Origin of the sequence: Roseovarius tolerans, assembly GCF_900109855.1 — a bacterium.
In the GTDB taxonomy this organism is placed as follows: domain Bacteria; phylum Pseudomonadota; class Alphaproteobacteria; order Rhodobacterales; family Rhodobacteraceae; genus Roseovarius; species Roseovarius tolerans.
The window spans coordinates 170,558-193,423 of sequence record NZ_FOBO01000001.1 but is presented as its reverse complement, the minus strand read 5'-3'; the positions used below and the strand labels follow the sequence as shown (position 1 = coordinate 193,423).

Below are 22,866 nucleotides of genomic sequence, written 5' to 3'. Positions count from 1 at the left end.
CCTAGATCGCAGCCCATGACAAAGACTTTGCATATCATCGGCGGCGGCATGGCTGGGTCCGAGGCCGCGTGGCAGGCCGCCAATCTCGGGATTGACGTGGTGATCCACGAAATGCGCCCCAAGGTGAAAACATTTGCGCATCGTACCGGCGATCTGGGCGAAATGGTCTGTTCCAACTCGTTCCGCTCGGATGACGACGAGCAGAATGCCGTGGGCCTGCTGCATTGGGAAATGCGCGCCGCGAACGGCCTGATCATGGCGATGGCCGACCGCCACCGCCTGCCCGCCGGGGGCGCGCTCGCCGTCGATCGCGACCCGTTCGCGCAATCGGTCACGCAGCGCCTCATGGATCACCCCAAGATCGCCGTGCAACATGATGAAATCAAAGACCTTCCCACGGATGGCCACTGGATCATCGCAACCGGCCCGCTGACCTCCGAGGGGCTTGGCCAGGCCATCGCGCAAGAGACCGGCCGCGACGCGCTCGCCTTTTTCGACGCCATCGCCCCCATTGTCTATTACGACAGCATCGACATGTCGAAGGCGTGGATGCAATCGCGCTACGACAAGGGCGAGACCGAGGCGGAACGCACCGCCTATCTCAACTGCCCGATGGACCGCGACCAATACGAGGCCTTCATCGACGCGCTGCTCGCCGCCGACAAGACCGAGTTTCACGAAGGCGAAACCGCCAATTACTTCGACGGATGCCTGCCCATCGAGGTGATGGCCGAGCGTGGCCGCGAGACCCTGCGCCACGGCCCGATGAAGCCGGTGGGCCTCACCAACCCGCACCAACCCGACGTCAAGGCGCATGCGGTGGTGCAGCTGCGCCGCGACAACGCGCTTGGCACACTCTACAACATCGTGGGCTTTCAAACCAAGATGAAATACGGGGCACAATCATCTGTTTTCAAGATGATTCCCGGCCTGGAGAACGCCAGCTTTGCCCGCCTTGGAGGCATCCATCGCAACACGTTCCTCAACTCGCCCACGCTGCTTGACGATCAGATGCGCCTGCGCTCGCGCCCGCATATCCGCTTTGCCGGGCAGATCACCGGTGTCGAAGGCTATGTCGAATCGGCAGCCATGGGCCTGCTCGCAGGCCGACTTGCCGCCGCCGAAATCATGGGCCAACCGCTGCCACCCGTCCCGCAAGACAGCGCCATGGGCGCGCTCATTCATCACATCTCCGGCGGGGCCGAGGCCAAGACGTTTCAGCCGATGAACGTCAATTTCGGCCTCTTCCGCCCGGTAGAGGGGCTCAAGGGCGGACGGCGCGGACGCGTGCATCGCTACAAGGCCTATACCGACCGCGCCAAGGCGGCATGGACCGACTGGCTCGCTACGCAAAACATGAGCTGCGCCTCTTAACACTATATAACCATGTTGATAACGCGCTTCGCCCCTTCGCCGACCGGCCCGCTTCATCTGGGTCATGCTTTCTCGGCGATTCTGGCGCATGACATGGCACGGGCCGCAAACGGCTCCTTCCTTCTGCGCATCGACGACCTCGACCAAAGCCGAAGTCGCCCCGAGTGGGAGGCGCAGATCTATCGCGATCTGACTTGGCTCGGCCTGTCCTGGCCGGTGCCTGTCCTGCATCAAGCCACCCGCCTGCCGCGTTACCGGGAAACGCTTGAGATCCTTTGGACTCAGGGCCTTCTCTACCCATGTTCATGCAGCCGCAGTGACATTCGCGCCGCCGCCTCCGCACCGCAGGAGGGCGCGCCGCTGCATGGCCCCGACGGGGTGATCTACCCCGGTACCTGCCGTCCCGCGTCGCCGCCCAAGGGCCCAATGCCCCGGGAAGCCGCCCTGCGCCTCGACATGGTTCGCGCTTGTGAAATGCTCGACAAGCCTCTGGAATACCGGGAAAAGGGTGAAACCATCGCTCCGCAAAACCTGCCCGCCACGGTCGGCGACGTGGTCCTTGCCCGCCGCGAATTGGGGGCCTCCTATCACCTCTCGGTCGTGCTCGACGATGCCGATCAGCAGATCACCCATGTGATCCGCGGCCAGGACCTGCAAGACGCCACGCAGATCCACGTCCTGCTGCAACGCCTGCTCGGCCTGCCAACCCCGGCCTATCACCATCACCGGCTGATCCGTGACGACCACGGCAAGCGCCTTGCCAAACGCGACGACGCCCGCGCCATCGCCACGTACCGCGCCGAGGGGGCCAGCCCGCAGGACATCCGCAAATTGGTCGGACTATAGCAACTTCATCTTTCCAGAAATACTCACTCCGACGCCGCCATCGGTGCCATGATCTCGATCTCCGCACCCTCGCGCACCGCCCGATAGAAACATGATCGCCTATTCGTATGACAGGCAGGCCCGGTCTGGCGGATCAGCAGCAGCAGGCAATCGCTGTCGCAATCGACCCGCATCTCGACCAGATCCTGCACATGGCCCGAGGTTTCGCCCTTGATCCAGAACGCCTGCCGCGAGCGGCTCCAATAGGTCACGCGACCGGTCTCAAGCGTGCGCGAGACGGCCTCGGCGTTCATCCAAGCCATCATCAGCACCTCGCCGGTCTCCGCCTCCTGCGCGATCGCCGGGATCAGCCCGTTGGCATCATACTTTAGTCGGTTCGGGTCGAATTCCATGACGGATTTCCTTTTGCATCTGGCGCTTGCGGGCCTATTTATGTGGAACGATACGAAAGGGAAAGCCATGTCCGGCGAAACCGACCTGATCAAGCTCTACTCTGCGCGCATCCTCGAACTCGCCGCCGACATTCCGCATCATGGGCGGCTCGACGCGCCGCAGGCCAGCGTCAAGCGCCGCGCGCCGCTTTGCGGCTCGACCGTCACGGTCGACATCGTATGCGAAGAGGGTCGAATTTCCGACTATGCCGCCGAGGTCAAGGCCTGCGCGCTCGGTCAGGCGTCGGCCAGCGTCGTGGGTGCGAATATCATCGGCTGCGACGTCGAGAAGGTCACGGCGGCGCGCGACGCGCTGAAAGAGATGCTCAAATCCGACGGCCCGACGCCGCCCACGCCCTTCGACGGGCTCGAGGTGCTGCGCCCGGCGCGCGACTACAAGAACCGTCACGCGTCGATCCTGCTCACGCTCGAAGCGGCGGTCGAGGCCATGGAAGAGGTTCAGGCCCAGACCTCCTGCGCCTGACATCTGACAGCCCCGTCGCGCCAAAGCGACTACCGTGAGCCCCTGCCCCCTATCCATCGCGACAAAACGCCCTACCTTGCGTGCATGAACCGCAGGGACAGCGCTCATGGCACGCCAGAAACTCGACCAGAACAGCCCCCTGATCGGACGTTTCGATCAGTCCTTTCTCATCCACATGATCCGCGATTTCTTCGTGATCCTCGTCGCGGTCACCGTGCTGGAATTCACCCTCAAGGCGGCGCTCGTCTATTACAAGTTCCGCGTCTCGGGACCGGAGCGCACGCAGGAGGTGGCCGAGGGCATCGCCGACAATGTCCGCTCGATCATGCGCAACGAGGGCGGGCCGGTGGCCGCACGCACCGTCTATCCTATCCTGAGGCGCAACTGGGACAATCTGGGGTACCGCATCGCCATTACTCCCGCCCCCGTCACCATCCGCTCGATCGAGGAGGGGTTCGACTTTACCCCCGAGGGCATCCCGCAAGGTGACTGGCCCGACGCCACCCACAATCTCGGTCATGTGGCCATCACTGCGGAGCAGTTTTGCCTTGCCTGTCATTCAGAAGCCGATGTCGGCGACGTGTTGGGCGAGGTCATGGTGCGCCGCGATCTGAGCACCGATTTCACCCAATGGGCCGAGGACATGCGCCTGACCGGCCTGCTGTCGCTTGGCAAGATCGTGCTACACTCCTTCCTGCTGTTCCTGATCCTGCGCGCCCGGCTGGAGCCGCTTCTGGGTCTGCGCGCCGTGGTCAGCAACCTCGCGCGCGCCTATGGCGGGCTCACCCACCGCGCCGAAATCCGCACCGCAGACGAATTCGGCGTGCTGGCGCGCGACCTCAACCTCTTTCTCGACCGGGTCTGTCGGTTGATGGAAGAACTCGATGAGGTGCTGGCGCGCGTCGTCGCGGTCAATGCCGATATCGTCAAGATCCAGAGCGATCTGCGCGACCGGATCGACAGCCTGACCGGGCGCATAAGGCGGCTGGAACGCTCGGCCATGCTGAGCGCGAAGGCCGAACCGCGCCTGTCGCAGGCCTGGTTCGACGCGGCCCGCCGAGCCGTTTCTGATCTTGACACCAGCCGCAAGGGGCCTGCTGAAACGGATATCGGCAGCGTCGTCGAAGACCTGCGCGCCGTCGTGACCAATGCCGAGGCGCAGATCGAAACCAGCGAGAGGGTGTTCGCCGACCTGGGTGAGTTGGGCGACGAAAGCGAAAAACTCAAGCGTGCCATGGCCGAGATGATCCGTTTGGAGGAACGCATGGAAGGCATTGTCGAGACCGGCAGCGTGCTGGTGCAGCGTATTCGCCCGGCGGACAGCGCGGAGTAACACGCGGCTTGCGCCTTGAAACACGGCCGGGGACCGCCGAAGCGGCGATATCGCACACACCACAACAGGCCATGCCACCCTCGTCGCTCCCAGATAAAAAAATCGCCGCTCACCCGGCAGGGGTGGCGGCGATAAGGTGTGGCGGGTCCTCATCCTCTGGCGACATTCGGGGGAATGAGGCAAACCCCGAAAACCGGTTGGGACAGGCAATGCGCAACACCTCCCCCAATTTGGGACAGTGGGGAGGCACGCGAAGGGCCAGAGGTGGACCCGCCAGGCAGAAACCTGAAAACTCCGTCAGAACATCCCGGGCAGGTAGAGCGCGCCAACCAGCGTCACCATCAGTGCGGCGGCGCCGATGGCATCGCCGACAATCGTATCCTGCGCGCGGATCGCGGCGGTCTTGATCTGGTGCAACATGGGGCGGCTCCTTCTGAACTCCATTATGTTGCTTATTTGTTCTCATTTTTTGAGGGCCATGTAAAGAACTTTATAAGAACATTTGTGAACTATCTGGAACCTTTCGTCTAACCGACTGAAATCAAACGGATCGCCTGATCCTGCTCCATCAACCACAAGAGAACACGCGCCGCCTGCCCGCGTGCGCCCTCCAGGTCCGGGTCGTCATGCAAGAGCTTGCGCGCATCCGATTGCGCCACCGCCATCAAGGCCGCCTGCGCCTCGAGATCTGCCACGCGAAATTTCGGCAGGCCCGATTGTGCCGTGCCGATCAGGTCGCCCGCCCCGCGCATCTCCAGATCGACCTCGGCAATGCGAAACCCGTCCTCGGTGTCGCGCATCGTCTCCAGCCGCTTTGCACCGCTCTCGCTCAGGGGGGCCTGATACATCAAGAGGCAGGTCGAGGCCGCCTCGCCCCGTCCAACGCGACCCCGCAACTGATGCAGCTGCGCAAGACCGAAACTCTCGGCGCGCTCGATCACCATGATCGAGGCATTTGGCACATCAACCCCAACCTCGATCACCGTGGTCGAGACCAGCACGCTGGTCTCACCGCGCTGAAAGGCGGCCATCGCGGCGTCCTTGTCCTCCGGCGGCATCTGGCCATGCACCAGCCCGACCACCCCCTCGTCAAACCCCGCGCGCAATCGGCGAAAGCGCTCCTCGGCGCTGCTGAGGTCCACCACCTCGCTCTCGTCCACCAGCGGGCAGACCCAATAGGCCTGCCGCCCATCGGCAATGGCGCGGCGCAGGTGATCGACCACTTCGTCGATCCGCCCCATATTGACCAGCGCGGTCTTGATCGGCTTGCGCCCGGGCGGCTTTTCATCCAGCACGCTGACATCCATGTCGCCATATTGCGCGAGGGCGAGGCTGCGCGGGATCGGCGTCGCCGTCATCACCAGCACATCCGCCTGCGCGCCCTTCTTGCCCAGTTCCAGCCGCTGCCGCACGCCAAAGCGGTGTTGCTCATCGACGATGGCCAGCCGCAGATCGGCAAATTCCACGTCTTTTTGAAAGACCGCATGGGTGCCCACCAAAATCTGGATATCGCCCCGCTGCAGCGCCGCCAGCTTGGCGCGCCGCTCTGCCCCCTTGTCGCGGCCCGTGAGGATCTCCAGCACCACGCCCGCGCTCTCGGCCAGCGGCCGCAAACCTTGCAAATGCTGCCGCGCGAGGATCTCTGTGGGGGCCATCATCACCCCCTGCCCGCCCGCCTCAACCGCGATCAGCAGCGCCTTGAATGCCACCAGCGTCTTGCCCGCGCCGACATCGCCCTGAAGCAATCGATTCATTCGCATGTCACACGCCATATCGCCCGCGATCTCGGCAATCGCACGGGTCTGCGCGCCCGTTAGCGCATAGGGCAACGCCTCCAGAACCCTGGCCTGCAACGCGCCCGTGCCGAGTGTCGCGCGCCCCTTGGCCCGGCGCAGCTTGGCCCGTGCCAGCGCCAGCGTCAGTTGATGCGCCATCAACTCGTCATAGGCCAGACGTTCGCGCGCCGGGTGTGCAGGCGACAGATCCTGCACCCGCTCCGGCGCATGCGCGGCGCGCACCGCCGCCGCCCAATCGGGCCAGCCCGCCTGTGCCTTCTGCACCGGGTCGATCCATTCCCCGAGGTCCGGCACACGGGTCAGCGCCGACTGCGCCGCCTTGGCCATCACCCGCTGTGTCACCCCGGCGGTCAGCGGATAGACCGGCTCGAAATCGGGAATCTCGCCCGCCTCATCGAGCGGCAATACGTGATCCGGGTGCACCATCTGCGCCACACCGTCGAACAGCTCCACCTTGCCCGACACCACGCGCCGCGCGCCGGTGGGCAGCAACCGTTGCAGGTAATCGCCACGCGCGTGGAAAAACACCAGCTGAAAGCTGGTGGCGGCATCCTCGACCACGACGCGGTAAGGCCCGCCCTTGCGCGTGTTGGCCCGGTGCTGGCCCACCGTCACCTCGACCGTCACGACGCCGGGTACCTCCGCCCCCTGCACGGTGGCGCGACGGGACCGGTCGACGCCGGAATGCGGCAGGGTAAAGATCAGATCACGTGGCCGGGTGATCTCCAACGCAGCAAGTGTCTGCGCGGTCTTCGGGCCAACCCCTTCCAGCGTATCAAGTCCCGCGAACAGCGGAAACAGAACCTCGGGCCGCCCGCTCATGCGTCCCCGATGAGGGCGAGCCACTCGTCCTCGTCCATCGTCTCGATGCCCAACTCAGTGGCCTTCTTGGCTTTCGATCCCGCCCCCGGCCCCGCCACCAGAAGATCGGTGCGCGCGCTGACGCTGCCCGAGACCTTGGCCCCCAATGCCTCGGCCCGCGCCTTGGCTTCGGCGCGTGTCATCTTCTCGAGGCTGCCGGTGAACACCACCGTCTTGCCGGCGACCAGGCTGCCGGATGTGTCGGGGGCGGCGGCGGCCTCCACCTCCAGATGCGCCACCAGGCGGTCGATGCTCTCGCGCTCGTTGGGCTCGGCGAAGGCCCCGACAAGGCTGCGCGCCAGCACCTCCCCCACACCGTCGATGCCCAGCAGACGCTCCCATTCGGGCCCGTCAAAACCTGCCGCGCCATCCATCGCCGCCGTGAACTCTTCCCACCGGCCGTAGTTGCGCGCGATGAGGTTGCTGGCCTGCTCACCCACATGTCGGATACCAAGCGCAAAGAGCAGCCGCCCGAAGGGAATTTTCCGTTTCTCTTCAATTGCGTCAAAGAGGTTATTCGCGCTCTTCTCACCCCAGCCCTCGCGGTTTTTCAACTGCTGCATGCCGCTTCCATAGCGCTCTTTCAGCGTGAAGATAGCCGCAGGCTCCGCGATCCAGCCATCACGGTAGAATTGCTCGACCTGTTTCGCGCCCAGCCCCTCGATGTCGAAGGCCGCGCGGCTGACGAAATGCTTGAGCTTTTCCACCGCCTGCGCGGGGCAGACAAGACCGCCCATGCAGCGACGGACCGCGTCGCCCTCCTCGCGCACCGCATCCGATCCGCATTCGGGGCAGGTGGTGGGGAAGACATAAGGCTCGGCATCCCCGGGCCGTTTCGACAGGTCTACATCTGCCACTTTCGGGATCACGTCGCCCGCGCGGTAAACCTGTACCCAGTCGCCCACGCGAATATCCTTGCCGTCCCGAATGACCTCGCCTTTGCTGTCACGCCCGGCGATGTAATCCTCGTTGTGCAGCGTGGCGTTGCTGACCACCACGCCCCCAACCGTCACCGGGGCAAGCCGCGCTACGGGCGACAGCGCACCGGTGCGCCCGACCTGAATGTCGATCGCCTCCAGCCGTGTCCAGGCAAGTTCGGCGGGGAATTTATGCGCAATCGCCCAGCGCGGCGTGGTCGACCGAAACCCGAGCCGCGCCTGAAGCGCCAGATCATCGACCTTATAGACCACCCCGTCGATGTCATAGCCAAGCGTGGCGCGCGCCTGCTCAATCTCGGCATAATGGGCGAGCAGCGCGGCGGGGCCGTCGCAGAGCGTGGTCAGCGGATTGGTGGAAAACCCCAGACCTGCCAGCCGATCAATCGCGCCCATCTGCGTGTCGGAGAGCGGTGCCGACACCTCGCCCCAACCATAGGCGAAGAACCGCAGCGGGCGCGCAGCGGTGATGCTGGAATCGAGCTGCCGCAGCGACCCGGCGGCGGCATTACGCGGATTGGCAAATGTCTTGGCCCCCCGCTCGGCCTGGCGCGTGTTCAGCGATTCAAAGTCGGCATGGCTCATATAGACCTCGCCGCGCACCTCAAGCACCTCGGGGGCGCCCTCCAGCCGATCGGGAATATCCGCGATGGTGCGGGCATTGGCGGTGACGTTCTCGCCCACCTCGCCATCGCCGCGCGTCGCGGCCTGCACCAGTTGGCCGTTTTCATAGCGCAGGCTCAGGCTCAGCCCGTCAATCTTGGGCTCCGAAGTATAGCCAAGGGGCGCATCCTCGGCCAACCCCAGATAGCGCCGGATACGGGTGTCGAACTCGGTGATATCGGCGTCCTCGAACGCATTGCCGAGGCTGAGCATACGGATGCTGTGCCGGACCTTGACAAAACCATCCGCCGGAGCCGCGCCCACCTGATCCGAGGGGCTGTCGGCGCGCTTGAGGCCGGGGAACCGCGCCTCAATGGCGGCATTGCGCGCCTTGAGCGCGTCATACTCCGCATCATTGATCTCGGGCGCGTCATGCGTGTGATAGGCGATGTTGGCCTGCTCCAGGACCCGCGCCAGCCGCGCCAGTTCGGCGCGCGCCTGCGCCTCGGTCAGATCACTGACGCCAAGATCCGCGCCCTCTGTCGTCTTGGTCATCGGCCCCTCATCGCGCTGACGGTTGCGGGGCCGCATGCCCCGCCCTGTCAGAGTGATAGGGCCAGCGGGATCGGAGGTCCAGAGATCAGGCGCCGCTCAGGCGCCGATGGCCAGCGGCGTGCCCGCCATCTCGTCCGGTTCCGGATCACGCAGCATATAGCCCCGCCCCCAGACCGTCTCGATGTAATTTTCGCCGCCGGTCGCCTCGGTCAGCTTCTTTCGCAGCTTGCAGATGAACACGTCGATGATCTTCAATTCCGGCTCGTCCATGCCGCCGTAAAGGTGGTTGAGAAACATCTCCTTGGTCAGCGTGGTGCCCTTGCGTAGACTCAGAAGTTCCAGCATCTGGTATTCATTGCCGGTCAGGTGCACCGCTTGCGCCGCAACATCCACGGTCTTGGCATCGAGATTAACGTTGATCTTGCCGGTGCGGATCACCGATTGCGAGTGACCCTTGGATCGGCGAATGATCGCGTGGATGCGCGCCACCAGTTCCTCGCGGTGAAACGGCTTGGTCAGATAATCATCTGCCCCAAACCCGAAACCCCTGATCTTGCTCTCGGCGTCATCGGCCCCCGACAGGATCAGGATCGGTGTCTCGATCCGCGACAGGCGCAGCTGGCGCAGCACCTCATGCCCGTTCATGTCCGGCAACCCCAGATCGAGCAGAATCAAATCGTAGTCATAAAGCTTCGCCAGATCGATCCCCTCCTCCCCCAGGTCCGTCGTGTAGACGTTGAGGTCGGCATGGGTCAGCATCATCTCGATGCTTTTCGAGGTGGTGGGGTCGTCCTCGACCAGAAGTACACGCATAAGGCTTCTCCATTCATCACGCAGGCTCCCCCACAAGATTGAGCAAAAATGGTTAACCTAGCGTTACCGTCACCAGAACATTTTTAACCCACACCTCAAAGTTGTCTATATCCCTTGAGTAACGTTACCTTGAGCGCCTCCTCTCCATGGCTTTCAACCGCAGACAACCAACCGAGGAATTCTTCTTCGCTCAACCCGTAGATGCGCAACGCTTCAGACTGCGAAATCAACCCATAGGCGACCCCTCGCACCACAGCGAGCTTGCGCGACGCGACCCATCGCTGCGTGTCTGGCGGCGGCAAGTCAGCGCGACTGAACACCGTGCCATCCGGCAGCGTCACTGCCCTTGGCCCTCCGACTTTCTTGAGATACATCGCATTCACCCCTTCTTTCCACTGACGGCAAAACTGCCGCCATCTCCCTTAACGACCGATGAAACCGGGGCTTGAGAGTGATTAGGATTTACCTATATTCTGCGAGACCCGGACGGAGACCCCGATGGCACTGGACAGCGACACCCCCCTGAACTCTCTGGGCTTTGCCAAAAGCCCGGCCGAGACGCGCGTTGTCGTGGCGATGTCAGGCGGCGTCGACAGTTCCGTCGTGGCCGCGCACCTCGCCGCCGAGGGCTATGACGTGGTGGGCGTGACGCTGCAGCTTTATGACCACGGCGCGGCACTGGCCAAGAAGGGCGCCTGCTGCGCTGGTGTCGATATCCACGACGCCCGCCGCGTGGCCGAGGATCTGGGCTTTCCGCATTATGTGCTCGATTACGAGAACATCTTTCGTGACGCGGTGATCGACGAGTTCGCCGACAGCTACCTTGCCGGGGCCACCCCGGTGCCCTGCATCCGCTGCAACGAGCGGGTGAAGTTCAAGGACCTTCTGGAAACCGCCCGTGATCTTGACGCCGATTGCATGGCGACGGGGCATTACATCCAGCGCAAGATGGGCGCTCAGGGCCCCGAACTCCACAGCGCCACCGACGCCGCGCGCGACCAGTCCTATTTCCTGTTCTCCACCACGCCGGAGCAGCTTGACTACCTGCGCTTTCCGCTGGGCCACCTGCCATCGAAGCAGGCCACCCGTGACCTCGCGGCGCAATACGGTCTGCAAGTGGCCGACAAGCCCGACAGTCAGGACATCTGCTTTGTCCCCGATGGCAACTATGCCAGCGTGATCGAGAAACTGCGCCCCGGCGCGGCAGAGCCGGGCGAGATCGTGCATGCCGACGGGCGTGTCCTCGGACGCCATGAGGGTGTCATCCACTACACGATCGGCCAGCGCCGCGGCCTCGGCATCGGCGGGCTGGAAGAGCCACTCTACGTGGTTCGCCTGGATGTCGACAATCACCGCGTGATCGTCGGCCCCAAAGAGATGCTGGCCACCCGCCGCGTTCCCCTGCGCGAGATCAACTGGCTTGGCGACGAGCCGCTCACCTCGCGCGCCGAATGGGCAGTGTCGGTCAAGGTCCGCTCAACCCGGCCGCCGCGCGACGCGGTGCTGCGTCCGATCTCCGAGACCGAGGCCGAGGTCGAATTGCTCACCGCCGAGGAAGGCGTCTCGCCCGGTCAGGCCTGCGTGTTCTACGCACCCGAGGGCAGCCGGGTTCTGGGCGGCGGCTGGATCTGGCGCGGATACTGACGCGCCTTCACGTTTTGCGGAGCACCGTGGCGCGGCCCGCCCGGCTATGGCAGGCTCAGACCATGCCATGAAAGGACGCCGCCATGCTCCGTCGCCTGCTTCTCGCCTGCCTGGTTCTCCTGCCGCTCGATCTTGCGGCACAGGAACCGGTCCCGACCCCGCAAGACACCCCCGAGGCCGAGGCGCCAGAGCCGCCGATGACCCTTGACCGGCTCGATACGATCCTGCGCGCTCTCGATCCCGATCTGCAATCCAACGGGACGATGTGGCAGCTGACCATCAACGAGGTGCAGGTGCTCATCGTCACCGACGAGACCGCTGACCGAATGCGCGCCATTACCCCCGTGGTCAAGAGCGACGAGGTCTCGAGCGAGGAGATGCAGCGCATCCTGCAGGCCAATTTCGATACCGCCCTCGATGCGCGCTACGCCCTCGCCAAGGATATCCTGTGGTCGGCCTTCATTCACCCGCTGACACCGCTCGAAAAGGATCAGCTGATTTCCGGCCTTGGGCAGGTCGTGAACCTCGCTCAGAGCTACGGCACGCTCTACTCCGGCGGCGCGCTGCAATACGGCGGCGGCGACAGCGGCGCGCTGCAGCGCGCGCTCATCGACGATCTGCTGAAGAAAGGCGAAGAAATTTAACCCCCAGGGCCACCCTCTGCGGTCCTTACGCTCCCTTGCGCTCGGGCCTGTCGCGCTCTAGATCAAGGGCAGACCGTGACAAGGAGATGCCCATGGCCATGCTCGCCTCCGACCTCGAAGCGTTGATCCGCGACGCCCTGCCCAATGCCCGAATTCGGGTCGAGGGCGATGATGGCGTTCACTTCTCCGCCGAAGTCATCGACGAGAGCTTTCGCGGGATGAACCGCGTGCAGCAACAACGCGCAGTCTATGCCGCGCTGAAGGGCAAGATGGACGGGCCGAACGGCGCGGTCCATGCGCTCGCCCTGACCACAAAGGCCCCGGAGTAACCCGTTTTGGATGCACGCCTGCTTGTCGTTGCCCTGCTGTTGCCCTTCGTGGCGGTGTTCGTCTACGCCACATGGTCTGAATACAGCCGCTTCAAACGCGAGGGGCGTGCCGAATACGGGCTCACCTATGACCCTGAAACCAACACCACCCATGTAGGTGCCATCGCCGAGGATGAGGAAAGCTACGACCCCGAGGACTACACCCCCGGCGAAGGCGACGAAGATGACGAAGACACCGCCGACACCCAACCAGATCCCGCAGACCCCAACGAACAGGATAACCGCACATGACCGACGCAAAATCCCGCATTGAAGACACAGTGAAATCCTCCGACGTCGTGCTTTACATGAAGGGCACCAAGGACATGCCGCAATGTGGTTTTTCCAGCCGCGTGGCCGGCGTGCTCAACTACATGGGCGTGGAATTCGCAGATGTGAACGTGCTGGCCGATGAAGACATCCGACAGGGCATCAAGGATTACTCCGATTGGCCGACAATCCCCCAGCTTTACGTCAAGGGCGAATTCGTCGGCGGCTGCGATATCATCACCGAGATGACCCTCTCTGGCGAACTTGATCAGCTCTTCGAGCAGAACGGCGTCACCTACGACAAGGCCGCCGCCGAGAAAATCCGCGAAGCCAACGCCTGAGCAAATGCATCGTCCTTCTGGGGTAGCTACCAGTCATCCTCGGGCTTGACCCGAGGATCTCCCGGCCGCGGGATCGTCCTGTCAATCCGGGCGATCACACAGGACGGGCGGCCCACCTCATCGCCGCGTCCAGCCCCAAAGGCAGAGCATCTCCATCGCCACATGCGCCCCGGCAATCGCCGTGGCACCGGTTGTATCAAAGGGCGGCGACACTTCCACAACGTCGCCGCCCAACATATTGATCCCGGCCAGATCGCGCAGCATGATCGCCGCCTGCGCCGAGGTCAGCCCGCCCCAGACCGGCGTGCCCGTGCCGGGGGCAAAGGCCGGGTCCAGCGCATCGATATCAAAGCTCATATACGCCGGAGCATCACCGACGATCTCTTTGATTTTAATTGCCGTTTTAACCGGCCCCTCCAGATGCACCTCACGCGCGTCGATGGTCGTGATGCCCAACGTGTCGGGATTCTCCGTCCGGATACCCACCTGCACCGAGTGTTCCACGTCGATCAGCCCCAGCTGCACCGCCTTGTAGAACATCGTGCCATGATCGATCCGGCTCATGTCATCATCGACCCAGGTATCGGAATGTGCATCGAACTGCACAAGCGCCACGGGCCCGAACTTCTCGGCGTAAGCCTTTAGAATCGGTAGAGAAATGTAGTGATCGCCACCAAGGGTTATGGTCGCCGCCCCACTCTCGAGAATCCCCCGGATATGCGCCGTCAGCGCCTCGGGAAACTCCGCGACCTTTGCATAATCAAACGCCAGATCACCATAGTCCACTATGCTGAGGCTCGTGAGCGGATCATACCCGTCCCAACCATAAGGCGGATCGAACACCTGCAGCGCACTCGCTTCGCGAATGGCGCGCGGTCCCAACCGCGTGCCGGGCCTGTTGGTGACCGACTGATCGAACGGCACCCCGGTGATCGCCACATCGACGCCCGCGAGATTCTTGGTATAGCGCCTGCGAGCAAAGGACAGCGCGCCGCCAAAGGTGTTCTCATAGCTCAAACCACGCGAGGTTTCTCGCGCAAAGGCTTGATCCACTTGTGTTTTTGCATCTTCTAGCGCCATCTTAATTCGCTCCGCTCACCGGCTGTGCCCGCTCGACGAGACGCGCGAAGAACGACGCACCCACTGGGGCCACCGCATCGTTGAAATTGAACCCCGGATGATGCAACCCCGGCCCGTCGCCTTGACCCAAGAACAGGTAACAGCCCGGCAGTTCTTGCAACATATAGGAAAAATCCTCTGCACCCATCTCGCGGGTGCGATCCGCAATCACCGCGTCTGCCCCAACAACCTCACGCGCCACATCCGCAGCAAAGCTGGTTTTTTCCCCATCATTCAGCGTCGCCGGATAACCCACGTCGATCCGTACCTCCGCCCGCACGCCATGCGCTGCCGCCGTGCCTTCGGCCACCTCGCGCAACCGCCGATGCACCATCGCCTGCACCTCGGGGCTGAACGTCCGGATTGTCGCGTTGAGATAGGCGCTCTCGGGGATGATGTTGTCCGCACTGCCGGTATGAATCTGCGTCACAGAAATAACCAGATCGTCCAACGGGTTACGGTTCCTTGTGACAATCGTCTGGATGGCCTGCACGATCGCTACGGCGGCGATCACGGGGTCGCGCGTCTCATGCGGAAAGGCACCGTGCCCGCCTTGCCCAATCACGTCCACATGCAAGCTGTCCACCGCCGCCATGATCGGCCCCGGCGTGGTCTCGAACGTGCCTTCCGGCGCGCCCGGCAAGGTGTGCAACGCATAGACCTGATCCACGGCATGACGGCTCAGAACGCCCTCCTCTACCATCACGCGCCCGCCGCCCGGGCCCTCTTCGGCCGGCTGAAAAATCAGCACCACCTTGCCCGCGAAATTCCGCGTCTCCGCAAGATACTTGGCCGCGGCCAAGAGCATCGTCGTATGCCCGTCATGGCCGCACGCATGCATCTTTCCAGGCGTTTTGCTGGCATAGTCCAGCCCGGTGACCTCCTCCATCGGTAGCGCATCCATATCGGCACGCAAACCGATGCAGGGGCCATCTCCCTGCCCTTCGATCACCGCCACGACGCCGCACTCGGCTATACCCGTCTCGATCTGATCGATCCCGAACTCCTGCAATCGCTCCACCACGAAGGCAGCCGTCTCATGACAGTCGAACCCAATCTCGGGATGGGCATGCAGATGCCTGCGCCACGCGGTCATCTCATCGGCAAAACCCGCTATGCGGTTGATCACGGCCATCTCTGGACATCCTTTCCATCTCGCGTCAGGGTCCACTCAACCCCAAAGCAGAGGCCGCCGCAATGCCTGACGACACGCTCATTCACGATCCTAAAGGCGGCTTGCTCCGGCTGATCACCATCATGGCGCGACTGCGCGACCCGGATACGGGATGCCCTTGGGATATCGAGCAAGATTTTGCGAGCATCGCCCCCTATACCATTGAAGAGGCTTACGAAGTCGCCGATGCCATCGAGCAGGAAAACTGGCCCGAATTGCGCGGTGAACTGGGCGATCTGCTGCTGCAGGTGATCTTTCATTCACAGATCGCCCAGGATTGCGGGCTGTTCGATGTCGAGGACGTGGCCAATGCGATTTCCGACAAGATGGTCGCGCGCCATCCACATGTCTTTGGTGCCGAGAGCCGCGACAAGAGCGCCGAACAACAGACCCACGACTGGGAGGCGATCAAGGCCGCAGAGCGCGCGGCAGACGCCAAATCCGGCACACTTGACGGTGTGGCGCTAGGTCTACCCTCGCTCCTGCGCGCAGTGAAATTGCAAAAACGCGCCGCACGTGTCGGCTTTGACTGGCCCGAGACCTCACATGTTCTCGACAAGATACAGGAAGAAGTCGAAGAGCTTCACGAGGCTGCGGAGCATCTGACCCAAGACAAGGTCGAGGAAGAATTCGGCGATCTCCTGTTCGTCATGGCCAATCTCGCTCGGCACATGAAGCTCTGCCCGGAAACCGCCCTGCGCCGCGCCAACGCCAAATTCACCCGTCGGTTCGAGCGCATCGAGGCATTGTTATCCGAGGCGGGCAAGACGCCCGACCAATCTGATCTCGCGGAAATGGACGCGCTCTGGGACCGCGCCAAAGCCGAAGAACGCGGCGAGGCCTGAGCCCCGCCCACGTCTTCTTTTTGGCAAAAATACTAACAATTCGTACAGTTACGCTTGGATCTTCATCTCGGACAATGCGGCATCGCAGCGTTTGCAGGTGCCGACATGAGCATGGTTTCCTACATCCGGAAGGATCTTCCAGCAGCGCTGACATTTCTGCCCCTCAGCCTTGGCAAAGACCACGCCGACCGTCTCCACCTCGGGCAGGCGGAACGCCTCATCGGGGCGCGGGGTGTCGGTGAGGGTGACATCCGAGGTGATGCAGATATCTTCGAAATTTACTGATTTAAGCGCGGCCAACATCTCGGCATCGCGAACATGCACGATGGGCGCGGCCTCCAGCGATGCCCCAATCACCTTATCGGTGCGCTGCACCTCCAGCGCCGCCGTCACCACGCGCCGCGCTTGACGCACCTGCGCCCATTTCGCCGCCAGCGGCTCATCCAGCCAATCGGCAGGGGTCGCGGGGATATCGGTCAGATGCACGGACGTGCCCGCACCAGGGAATCGCTCCAGCCAGACTTCTTCCATGGTAAAGACCAGCACCGGCGCGAGCCACGTGGTCAGCCGGTGGAACAGCAGATCAAGCACGGTGCGCGCCGCGCGGCGGCGCGCCGTGTCACCGTCGCAATAGAGCGCGTCCTTGCGGATATCGAAATAGAACGCCGACAGATCAATCGTGGCGAAGTTGAAGATCTGCTGAAAAACGCCTTGAAAGTCATAGGCTTCATAGCCTTTCTTGACCTTGTGATCGAGTTCGGCCAGCCGATGCAGCACCCACCGTTCCAACTCCGGCATTGCCGAAGGCTCGACCCGGTCCGCCTCGCTGAAATGGCTCAACCCGCCCAGCATGAAACGCATCGTATTGCGCAATCGGCGATAGCTGTCGGCCACACCCTTGAGAATCTCCGGCCCGATCCGCAAATCGGCGGTGTAATCCGCCTGTGCCACCCAGAGGCGCAGGATGTCGGCCCCGTATTGCTTGACCACCTCCTCGGGGGCCACGGTATTGCCGAGCGATTTGGACATCTTGTTGCCCTTCTCGTCCAGCGTAAAACCATGCGTCAGCACCCCACGATAAGGTGCATGCCCGATGGTGCCGCAGGCCTGCAGCATCGAGGAATGGAACCAGCCGCGATGCTGATCGGTGCCTTCGAGATAGAGATCTGCCATGCCGTCCGCTGACCCGTCCTCGCGATCACGCAGCACGAAGGCATGGGTGGAGCCGGAATCGAACCACACGTCGAGAATGTCATCGACCTTCTCCCACTCTGCGGGGGCGACGATCCCGTCGAGGAACCGTTCTTTCGCGCCGTCCTTGTACCAGGCATCCGCGCCTTCGGCCTCGAACGCCTCAAGGATGCGGGCATTCACCTCCTCGTTGCGCAAAAGGTAATCGGGATCCGTCGGTTGCGCGCCTTTCTTCACAAAGCACGTGAGCGGTACGCCCCAGGCGCGCTGACGCGACAGCACCCAGTCGGGCCGCGCCTCGATCATCGAATAGAGACGATTCCGGCCGGTCTTGGGTGTCCATGCCACCAGCTCGTCGATAGAGCGCAACGCGCGCTCGCGGATGGTGGTGCCGTATTGGTCCTGCCCGTCGCCCACCGCGCGGTCGATGGCGGCAAACCATTGCGGCGTGTTTCGGTAGATCACCGGCGCCTTTGAGCGCCAGCTATGCGGATAGCTGTGCTTGATCTTGCCTCGCGCCAGCAGCCCGCCCACCTCGACCAGCTTGTCGATGACGGATTTATTGGCATTGCCCTCCTTGCCCTTGCGGTCAAGGATGAACGTGCCGCCAAAAAAGGGCAGATCGGGGCGGAAGGAGCCATCGTCGAGCACGTTATAGGTGATGACCTGATCCAGCATCCCTAGACCGCGATAGAGCTCGTATTCCTCCATCCCGTGGCTCGGCGCACAATGCACGAAGCCGGTGCCCTCCTCGTCGGTGACGAAATCGGCAGCGCGGAAGTCTCGCAGGTCGTCCCATTCGCCGTTGGAGCCTTCGGCATGGGCGAGCGGGTGTTGCAACGAGAGGCCCGCCAGTTCCTCGGCGGTGACGTCGCGCAGGCGGGTATACATTCCCTCCTCCAGCCGCGCGCGGGTCATTACGTCCCCCGCCAGCTTGTCGGCGAGGATGAACTTATCGCCCACATCCGCCCAGCACTGCTCGGGCGTGCCGGCCACCTCGTAGAGGCCATAGGAAACGTCCGCGCCATACACCACGGCCTTGTTGGACGGGATCGTCCAGGGCGTGGTGGTCCAGATGACGACGTGCGCGCCCAGTAGTTCGTTAACCATCTCCGGAGTTCCAGATCCGGCAGCAACAACCTCGAACTTCACCCAGACCGTGAAGCTTTCCTTGTCGTGATACTCCACCTCCGCCTCGGCGAGCGCGGTCTTTTCGATGGGCGACCACATCACCGGCTTGGAGCCCTGATAGAGCACGCCGGACATCAGGAATTTCTGGAATTCCTCCGCGATGATCCGCTCGGCGCGGAAATCCATCGTCAGATACGGCTTGTCCCACTTGCCGGTGATCCCAAGGCGCTTGAACTCGTCGCGCTGGATGTCGATCCAGCCTTCGGCGAACTTGCGGCATTCCTGACGGAAATCAACGACATCGACCTTGTCCTTGTCGAGACCCTTGGCGCGATACTGTTCCTCGATCTTCCACTCGATGGGCAGGCCGTGGCAATCCCAGCCGGGGATATAGCGCGCGTCACGCCCCATCATCTGCTGCGAGCGCACCACCATATCCTTGAGGATCTTGTTGAGCGCGTGGCCGATATGCAGGTGACCGTTGGCATAGGGCGGGCCATCATGCAGGGTAAAGGGCTCACGGCCCTCATTTCGCTCGCGCAGCCGGTCGTAGATGCCGATCTCTTCCCACCGGGCAAGCCATTCGGGCTCGCGCTTGGGCAGGCCCGCCCGCATCGGGAACTCGGTCTGCGGCAGGTTCAGTGTGTCTTTGTACTCGGGCGTGTCAGAACACATGGGTGACGTCCTTTGTCACTGGGTTTTGAAAATATGGGGTTCTGGGGCGGCGCGATGGCTCAAACGCCTGTAATCCCGGCGGCTCGATGGGGTCAGAGCGCCGGGCATGTAATTCGATTAATGATCGCTATGCGTCTGATCATGCCCCGCCTTATAGGCGCGCACCCGGGACGCGTCCAGAGGGGGAGCCCCCGCTTTCTTGAAAAGAAAGCGTTCCGAAATCTTTTGAAGATTTCGCCCCGACCCAGTCACAAGGGGGGATTGCCTCGGCCCGCGTCACGCGCCACATAAAGGCCATGAGTATCGCCCTGCCCCCGCGTTTCGACATCACCCGCCCGGAGATCGAGCGGGTCGTCGCCGCCTTCTACGAGGCGGTCCGCGCGCATCCCACGCTCGGCCCGGTCTTTGCCGTGCATGTCGATGACTGGCCCGCGCATGAGGCCAAGGTCGCCGATTTCTGGGCCAACTCGATCCTGCATGAGCGGGTCTATGACGGCTCACCCATGGCCGCGCATGTGAAAGCAAAAAACGTGCGCCCGGGCATGTTCTCCACCTGGCTCGATCTGTTCGACAACGTGCTGCGCGCGGAACTGCGCCCCGATCAGGCTGCCGCGTGGTCGGCCTTGGCGCATCGCATCGGGCGGTCCTTGCGTGCGGGCGTGGTAGAGCGTGACACCCTGCCAGGAGGCGTGCCGAAGCTGCGCTAGCTGCCGCCCGTTGCGCGATCCCATTGCGCTGACATCTTGCGATTGAGCCACACCAGCCCCGCCAGTCCGAGACCAAGACCCATGAAGGACATCACCCGGATCAGCCCCGACAGGCCGGAGGTATCGATCACGAAAACCTTGGCCACGGTCAGCGCAACCCCCAACATCGCCAACTTTCGCAGCACGACCGAGCGGCGAGCAAAGGCAAAGAGCAAAAGAGCCACCGACACGGCGAGCATGGCGACGGTATAGGAGTATAGCTCTGGCTGTGTCACGCCGGGCACCGAAAGGTCGGGCCCACGCCACAGCCTGCGTATCTCGAGCGTCGCATACGCAGCCGCATAGCCCGCGGTCAGAGCGACACAACCCATCCGCAAGAGGCGCGACAGATGCGCAAGCCGCCAAGCCGCAACGCCGAACGCCACGGCAAGAGGCAGATAGGCCACCGCAAGGCTGTCGAGGAGTGGCGGGCCAAGCACACGCTCATTGCTTAAGAGATCAAAGACCGGGTTGAAAAGCGTCGCCTGCAAAAGCATCACGCCCGCGCCCGTCAGCCCAAAGACGCAGGCCAGACCGATCCGCACCGCGCGGATGAGGCCCCCACCTGCCTTCATCCGGTAGAGCTGGTTGACCGCCGAGGCGACCCAGATCGTCGCCAAAAGGCCAAGTCCCCAATGGCTGAACAGACGGTCCTCACCCATCATGCGGAAGAGCAGCACGCAGGCAAAGACCGCTGAGAGAGTCCAGACCGCACTTTCCAGCACCACCCGTGCCGCGGATTGCGGGCGATGTGCCATGAGCCACCACGATGCGCCCAGCAGGGCCGTCGCGCCGCCATAGGCCAGCCAAACCTGCACGGTCGCGGCGTCGATGCCCCAGAAGACGCCGGGATCGACGATCAGCCGATACCCGATGATCACCGCGCCGACCTGCACCACCCAACCGAGGAGCGGTAGATCGTGACGCCGGTCGATCACCACCGTCCCCAGTACCATCACGCCAAGCGCCACCGTCAACGCCGCGTCGGCCAGCATGAGGAACAGCGCAAGCGCAATCAGGGTCAGCGCCGCAACGGCGAAGATGGCGGCCCGCAAGGCTGGCTCGACCGGCCCCGCAGCTTTGTGACAACGCGTGGCCAGCCCCGTCATCAACGCCGCGAGGGCAAGCGCGTGCAGCGCCCAGACGTAAGCCCCGAGAACCACCACCGGTTGCCAAAGAAACTCGAACATCAAGAGCATCCCCGGCGCGAACATGGCGGCGCCGATCGCCCAGAGGATCGCCGGGCCTGGCGCTGAGACCTCCGCCGCGCGCTGCATCCGTCCGTAGGTCAACAGGCTGGCAAGAGCGGCCAACCCAAGGATCACCGTGACCGTCAGCGGCATACCCGACTCAGGCACGCGCGGGGCGCGGAAAGCACTCAGGAGCGGCCCAGAGGGATAGGCCGCCTGTTCCGCCAGGACCAAGGCCACGGCAATCGCGGGGGCCAGGGCGATGTCCTGCAAGCCCTCAGCCCCACGCAACCACCAAAGCGCGCCACCAAGCATCAGCGCCACCAGGCCAAGCGCAAGCCAGACCAGCACGACAGTCTCCGCATCCGCAGCGACGACGACCGCCCCGATACTGGCCGCGATGACCATCCCGCCACCAAGTCGGGTCGGAAATTCCGGCCAGGGGCGTTGCCCCAGAACCATGCCAAGGATCGAAGTTCCCGCATGGCGCGGCATCAACCGCCGTTCGGGAATGACCAGCGCCATGGCACTGAGCAAAGCCAGAAACACGAGGAAATGCACGGCCTCCACGTCCATGACGTAAAGACCAGATGCCACCAGCATCGTCACCACAAGCACCAGCGCTGACACCCAGGCCCATCTCTTGACCGTATCCACGGCAAGCCCGGCGAGGGCGATCAGCGCAAAATAGTAGTAGAACAGCCAAGGTGCCTCGGAGGAGCCGCCCAGAAGAAACGGCGCGACGGTTGCGCCGATGATGCCACCGGCGGCAAGCACCGGCCCGTAAAACCAGCCCAACACAATGGCCACAGCGGCGACCGCCACCAACCCAAGCAGCGCCGTTCCTGCGGGAACGAGGGCGTAAAGCGCATGTGCGGCCAGCACCCCCGCAAAGAGCGAGACAAGCCCTGCCCCGGACAGCACCGAGGGAAGCGATTGCGTCGCACCTTGTGTTTCGTCGCCATGCCGCCGCCGGATCACCTCGCCCACAGCGATCAGGGCAGCCCCTAGGATCAGCGCGCCAGTGACCCGCCAAACCGGCGTCAGCAACCCCTGCTCGACCCCGTATTGCACCATGAACACCCCGGCGAGCGCCATCGACAGCCCCGCCACCGCCAGCGCCCAGTTGTCGCGCAACCACCGTCCGAGGGTGGCAATCCTGTCAGCGCGAAACACGAAGGCACGCGGAACCTGACTTCGCGACGCAGATGGTGACGCCGCGGCGTCCGGCTCTGACATTTCTGCACGCGCCTGTTTGACGCTGGCCGCCGTTGGGCCCGGCTGTGGGGCTGGTGCGGCCTCGGGTATCGGAGGTGCGGCGTCATCAATGCGCTGCGAAGCCGAATCTGCGCGCAGGTCCGACATTGCCTCTTCCAGGGCGCGTAGCCTGCGCCGCAGCCCGACCTGCGTAATAAGCAGATAGGGCACGGCCAAAACCAGAAGGACCGACCCCAGACCGAGAAACCCGAAAATAATATCCACGCCACGCACCCGCCT

The 22,866-nt window shown here is 63.3% G+C and carries 21 protein-coding genes; 11 read left to right on the top strand and 10 right to left on the bottom strand.

The genetic code is table 11. The features are described 5' to 3' along the window. The first annotated feature begins 15 nt into the window (after positions 1-15). On the top strand, positions 16-1,374 hold the full coding sequence (trmFO, locus tag BMX04_RS00965; RefSeq protein ID WP_074784405.1) for a methylenetetrahydrofolate--tRNA-(uracil(54)-C(5))-methyltransferase (FADH(2)-oxidizing) TrmFO: 1,359 nt from the start codon (positions 16-18) through the stop codon (positions 1,372-1,374). 12 nt (positions 1,375-1,386) lie between these two features. After that, on the top strand, positions 1,387-2,220 hold the full coding sequence (gene gluQRS / locus BMX04_RS00960) for a tRNA glutamyl-Q(34) synthetase GluQRS (RefSeq protein WP_074784402.1): 834 nt from the start codon (positions 1,387-1,389) through the stop codon (positions 2,218-2,220). A 23-nt stretch (positions 2,221-2,243) separates the two neighbouring features. Here the strand turns inward: gluQRS and hisI are convergent, their stop codons facing one another. Then, complete coding sequence (hisI, locus tag BMX04_RS00955) at positions 2,244-2,612, bottom strand: phosphoribosyl-AMP cyclohydrolase (RefSeq protein ID WP_074784399.1); 369 nt, start codon at positions 2,610-2,612, stop codon at positions 2,244-2,246. A gap of 67 nt (positions 2,613-2,679) precedes the next feature. On the opposite strand from hisI, the gene BMX04_RS00950 reads away from it, so the two are divergent. Together BMX04_RS00950 and BMX04_RS00945 are read left to right on the top strand one after the other, a co-directional pair. After that, positions 2,680-3,135 (top strand): iron-sulfur cluster assembly scaffold protein, encoded by a 456-nt coding sequence (locus BMX04_RS00950; RefSeq protein WP_074784396.1) that lies wholly within the window; start codon positions 2,680-2,682, stop codon positions 3,133-3,135. A 106-nt stretch (positions 3,136-3,241) separates the two neighbouring features. Then, positions 3,242-4,468, top strand: coding sequence for a methyl-accepting chemotaxis protein (locus BMX04_RS00945; RefSeq protein WP_074784393.1), 1,227 nt, complete (start codon positions 3,242-3,244; stop codon positions 4,466-4,468). A gap of 297 nt (positions 4,469-4,765) precedes the next feature. On the opposite strand, the gene BMX04_RS19720 is transcribed toward BMX04_RS00945, so the two are convergent. From BMX04_RS19720 to sciP, 5 genes are all read right to left on the bottom strand, one after another. Next, entirely contained in the window at positions 4,766-4,888 is a 123-nt protein-coding gene (locus BMX04_RS19720; RefSeq protein ID WP_268784689.1) for a hypothetical protein, read from the bottom strand. 107 nt (positions 4,889-4,995) lie between these two features. Beyond that, a complete protein-coding gene (gene recG / locus BMX04_RS00940) occupies positions 4,996-7,086 on the bottom strand; it encodes an ATP-dependent DNA helicase RecG (protein ID WP_074784390.1) in 2,091 nt (696 codons plus the stop codon). After that, positions 7,083-9,218, bottom strand: a complete 2,136-nt coding sequence (gene ligA / locus BMX04_RS00935; protein ID WP_074784690.1) for an NAD-dependent DNA ligase LigA — start codon at positions 9,216-9,218, stop codon at positions 7,083-7,085. Before ligA ends, recG begins: the two co-directional genes overlap by 4 nt. A gap of 96 nt (positions 9,219-9,314) precedes the next feature. After that, a complete protein-coding gene (gene ctrA / locus BMX04_RS00930; RefSeq protein ID WP_074784387.1) occupies positions 9,315-10,031 on the bottom strand; it encodes a response regulator transcription factor CtrA in 717 nt (238 codons plus the stop codon). A gap of 95 nt (positions 10,032-10,126) precedes the next feature. After that, a complete protein-coding gene (gene sciP / locus BMX04_RS00925) occupies positions 10,127-10,405 on the bottom strand; it encodes a CtrA inhibitor SciP (protein WP_074784384.1) in 279 nt (92 codons plus the stop codon). 124 nt (positions 10,406-10,529) lie between these two features. Here sciP and mnmA point away from each other — a divergent pair, with 124 nt between their 5' ends. From mnmA to grxD, 5 genes are all read left to right on the top strand, one after another. Next, complete coding sequence (gene mnmA, locus BMX04_RS00920; protein WP_074784381.1) at positions 10,530-11,675, top strand: tRNA 2-thiouridine(34) synthase MnmA; 1,146 nt, start codon at positions 10,530-10,532, stop codon at positions 11,673-11,675. 83 nt (positions 11,676-11,758) lie between these two features. After that, positions 11,759-12,319, top strand: a complete 561-nt coding sequence (locus BMX04_RS00915) for a hypothetical protein (protein WP_074784378.1) — start codon at positions 11,759-11,761, stop codon at positions 12,317-12,319. 92 nt (positions 12,320-12,411) lie between these two features. Continuing rightward, positions 12,412-12,648 (top strand): BolA family protein, encoded by a 237-nt coding sequence (locus BMX04_RS00910; RefSeq protein ID WP_074784375.1) that lies wholly within the window; start codon positions 12,412-12,414, stop codon positions 12,646-12,648. Positions 12,649-12,654: 6 nt separating this feature from the next. Then, complete coding sequence (locus BMX04_RS00905; RefSeq protein ID WP_074784372.1) at positions 12,655-12,939, top strand: hypothetical protein; 285 nt, start codon at positions 12,655-12,657, stop codon at positions 12,937-12,939. Beyond that, positions 12,936-13,298: a Grx4 family monothiol glutaredoxin gene (grxD, locus tag BMX04_RS00900; RefSeq protein WP_050661814.1), complete on the top strand. Its 363-nt coding sequence runs from the start codon at positions 12,936-12,938 to the stop codon at positions 13,296-13,298. The genes BMX04_RS00905 and grxD overlap by 4 nt, the downstream gene beginning before the upstream one ends. Positions 13,299-13,415: 117 nt before the next feature. On the opposite strand, the gene speB is transcribed toward grxD, so the two are convergent. Continuing rightward, entirely contained in the window at positions 13,416-14,378 is a 963-nt protein-coding gene (gene speB, locus BMX04_RS00895; RefSeq protein ID WP_074784369.1) for an agmatinase, read from the bottom strand. A 1-nt stretch (position 14,379) separates the two neighbouring features. Then, complete coding sequence (locus BMX04_RS00890) at positions 14,380-15,552, bottom strand: M20 aminoacylase family protein (RefSeq protein ID WP_074784366.1); 1,173 nt, start codon at positions 15,550-15,552, stop codon at positions 14,380-14,382. A 62-nt stretch (positions 15,553-15,614) separates the two neighbouring features. Here BMX04_RS00890 and mazG point away from each other — a divergent pair, with 62 nt between their 5' ends. Further along, positions 15,615-16,436 carry a nucleoside triphosphate pyrophosphohydrolase gene (mazG, locus tag BMX04_RS00885; protein ID WP_074784363.1) on the top strand — a complete coding sequence of 274 codons (822 nt, stop codon included), beginning with the start codon at positions 15,615-15,617 and terminating at the stop codon, positions 16,434-16,436. 48 nt (positions 16,437-16,484) lie between these two features. Here mazG and ileS read toward each other — a convergent pair whose 3' ends face one another. Next, the gene (gene ileS / locus BMX04_RS00880) at positions 16,485-19,433 is read right to left on the bottom strand and encodes an isoleucine--tRNA ligase (protein WP_074784361.1); all 2,949 of its coding nucleotides are present in this window, start codon (positions 19,431-19,433) and stop codon (positions 16,485-16,487) included. Between the two features lie 296 nt (positions 19,434-19,729). Between ileS and BMX04_RS00875 the strand changes: the two genes are divergently transcribed. Next, entirely contained in the window at positions 19,730-20,140 is a 411-nt protein-coding gene (locus BMX04_RS00875; protein WP_074784358.1) for a group III truncated hemoglobin, read from the top strand. Here BMX04_RS00875 and BMX04_RS00870 read toward each other — a convergent pair. Continuing rightward, on the bottom strand, positions 20,137-22,851 hold the full coding sequence (locus BMX04_RS00870; protein ID WP_074784355.1) for a DUF2339 domain-containing protein: 2,715 nt from the start codon (positions 22,849-22,851) through the stop codon (positions 20,137-20,139). The two genes, BMX04_RS00875 and BMX04_RS00870, sit on opposite strands and share 4 nt — an antisense overlap. Positions 22,852-22,866 lie beyond the last annotated feature (15 nt).

Bases quoted from the DNA above. Each gene is read 5' to 3' on its own strand.
- sciP (WP_074784384.1), bottom strand. From the start codon at position 10,405: ATGTATCTCAAGAAAGTCGGAGGGCCAAGGGCAGTGACGCTGCCGGAT.
- BMX04_RS00875 (WP_074784358.1), top strand. From the start codon at position 19,730: ATGAGTATCGCCCTGCCCCCGCGTTTCGACATCACCCGCCCGGAGATC.
- trmFO (WP_074784405.1), top strand. From the start codon at position 16: ATGACAAAGACTTTGCATATCATCGGCGGCGGCATGGCTGGGTCCGAG.
- gluQRS (WP_074784402.1), top strand. From the start codon at position 1,387: ATGTTGATAACGCGCTTCGCCCCTTCGCCGACCGGCCCGCTTCATCTG.
- hisI (WP_074784399.1), bottom strand. From the start codon at position 2,612: ATGGAATTCGACCCGAACCGACTAAAGTATGATGCCAACGGGCTGATC.
- speB (WP_074784369.1), bottom strand. From the start codon at position 14,378: ATGGCGCTAGAAGATGCAAAAACACAAGTGGATCAAGCCTTTGCGCGA.
- BMX04_RS00910 (WP_074784375.1), top strand. From the start codon at position 12,412: ATGGCCATGCTCGCCTCCGACCTCGAAGCGTTGATCCGCGACGCCCTG.
- ctrA (WP_074784387.1), bottom strand. From the start codon at position 10,031: ATGCGTGTACTTCTGGTCGAGGACGACCCCACCACCTCGAAAAGCATC.
- ileS (WP_074784361.1), bottom strand. From the start codon at position 19,433: ATGTGTTCTGACACGCCCGAGTACAAAGACACACTGAACCTGCCGCAG.
- grxD (WP_050661814.1), top strand. From the start codon at position 12,936: ATGACCGACGCAAAATCCCGCATTGAAGACACAGTGAAATCCTCCGAC.
- ligA (WP_074784690.1), bottom strand. From the start codon at position 9,218: ATGACCAAGACGACAGAGGGCGCGGATCTTGGCGTCAGTGATCTGACC.
- BMX04_RS00945 (WP_074784393.1), top strand. From the start codon at position 3,242: ATGGCACGCCAGAAACTCGACCAGAACAGCCCCCTGATCGGACGTTTC.
- BMX04_RS00890 (WP_074784366.1), bottom strand. From the start codon at position 15,552: ATGGCCGTGATCAACCGCATAGCGGGTTTTGCCGATGAGATGACCGCG.
- BMX04_RS00915 (WP_074784378.1), top strand. From the start codon at position 11,759: ATGCTCCGTCGCCTGCTTCTCGCCTGCCTGGTTCTCCTGCCGCTCGAT.
- BMX04_RS19720 (WP_268784689.1), bottom strand. From the start codon at position 4,888: ATGTTGCACCAGATCAAGACCGCCGCGATCCGCGCGCAGGATACGATT.
- mnmA (WP_074784381.1), top strand. From the start codon at position 10,530: ATGGCACTGGACAGCGACACCCCCCTGAACTCTCTGGGCTTTGCCAAA.
- mazG (WP_074784363.1), top strand. From the start codon at position 15,615: ATGCCTGACGACACGCTCATTCACGATCCTAAAGGCGGCTTGCTCCGG.
- BMX04_RS00950 (WP_074784396.1), top strand. From the start codon at position 2,680: ATGTCCGGCGAAACCGACCTGATCAAGCTCTACTCTGCGCGCATCCTC.
- recG (WP_074784390.1), bottom strand. From the start codon at position 7,086: ATGAGCGGGCGGCCCGAGGTTCTGTTTCCGCTGTTCGCGGGACTTGAT.